The 1,205-nt window shown below is 64.6% G+C and carries 1 protein-coding gene; it reads right to left on the bottom strand.

The features are described 5' to 3' along the window. Nucleotides 1-49: 49 nt before the first annotated feature. A complete protein-coding gene (locus EN853_RS33035; protein ID WP_127863056.1) occupies nucleotides 50-1,177 on the bottom strand; it encodes an S-(hydroxymethyl)glutathione dehydrogenase/class III alcohol dehydrogenase in 1,128 nt (375 codons plus the stop codon). Nucleotides 1,178-1,205: the final 28 nt, after the last annotated feature.

Raw genomic sequence — 1,205 nt, forward strand, 5'->3', positions numbered from 1 at the left:
TCCATGTTTGACCGCAGGGGTCGCGGATTGCCCGCGGCCTGCGGCTTCCTCAGTAAACCACGACGCTGCGGATCGATTTGCCCTCATGCATGAGGTCGAAGCCCTTGTTGATGTCCTCCAGCTTCAGCGTATGGGTGATCATCGGGTCGATCTGGATCTTGCCCTCCATGTACCAGTCGACGATCCGCGGCACGTCGGTGCGGCCGCGCGCGCCGCCGAAGGCGGTGCCCATCCAGGTGCGGCCGGTGACCAGCTGGAACGGCCGTGTCGCAATCTCCTGGCCGGCCCCGGCAACGCCGATGATGACCGACTTGCCCCAGCCGCGATGCGAGGCTTCGAGCGCCTGGCGCATCACCTTGGTGTTGCCGGTGCAGTCGAAGGTGTAGTCGGCGCCGCCGATCTGGTCGGCGCCGCGCTTGGTCATGTTGACCAGGTAGGGCACGATGTCGCCGTCGATCTCCTTCGGATTGACGAAATGCGTCATGCCGAACTTCTCGCCCCAGGCCTTCTTGTCGTTGTTGAGATCGACGCCGATGATCATGTCGGCGCCGGCAAGGCGAAGCCCCTGGATGACGTTCAGGCCGATGCCGCCGAGGCCGAAGACCACCGCGGTTGCACCCTGCTCGACCTTGGCCGTGTTGATCACGGCACCGATGCCGGTGGTCACGCCGCAGCCGATGTAGCAGATCTTGTCGAAGGGGGCGTCCGGATTGACCTTGGCGACCGCGATCTCCGGCAGCACGGTGAAGTTGGAGAAGGTCGAGCAGCCCATATAGTGGAACAGCTTCTCGCCGCCGACCGAGAAGCGCGAGGTGCCGTCCGGCATCAGCCCTTGCCCCTGGGTGGCGCGGATGGCGGTGCACAGGTTGGTCTTCCTCGACAGACACGACGGGCACTGCCGGCACTCCGGCGTATAGAGCGGGATGACATGGTCGCCCTTCCTGACCGAGGTCACGCCCTTGCCGATGTCGACGACGATGCCGGCGCCCTCATGGCCGAGGATGGCTGGAAAGATGCCTTCCGGATCGGCGCCCGAGAGCGTGAACTCATCGGTGTGGCAGATGCCGGTCGCCTTGATCTCGATCAGCACCTCGCCATCGCGCGGACCCTCGAGGTCCACCTCCATGATCTCCAGCGGCTTTCCGGCACCAACGGCAACTGCGGCGCGCGTCTTCATGAGGCATTCCTCCCAAGGCAATCGAAGA

It is taken from the genome of Mesorhizobium sp. M1C.F.Ca.ET.210.01.1.1 (assembly GCF_004791585.1).
Classification (GTDB): Bacteria; Pseudomonadota; Alphaproteobacteria; order Rhizobiales; family Rhizobiaceae; genus Mesorhizobium.

What these genes read in the sequence shown, in the direction of transcription:
- EN853_RS33035 (WP_127863056.1), bottom strand. Translation starts at nt 1,177, where the DNA reads ATGAAGACGCGCGCCGCAGTTGCCGTTGGTGCCGGAAAGCCGCTGGAG.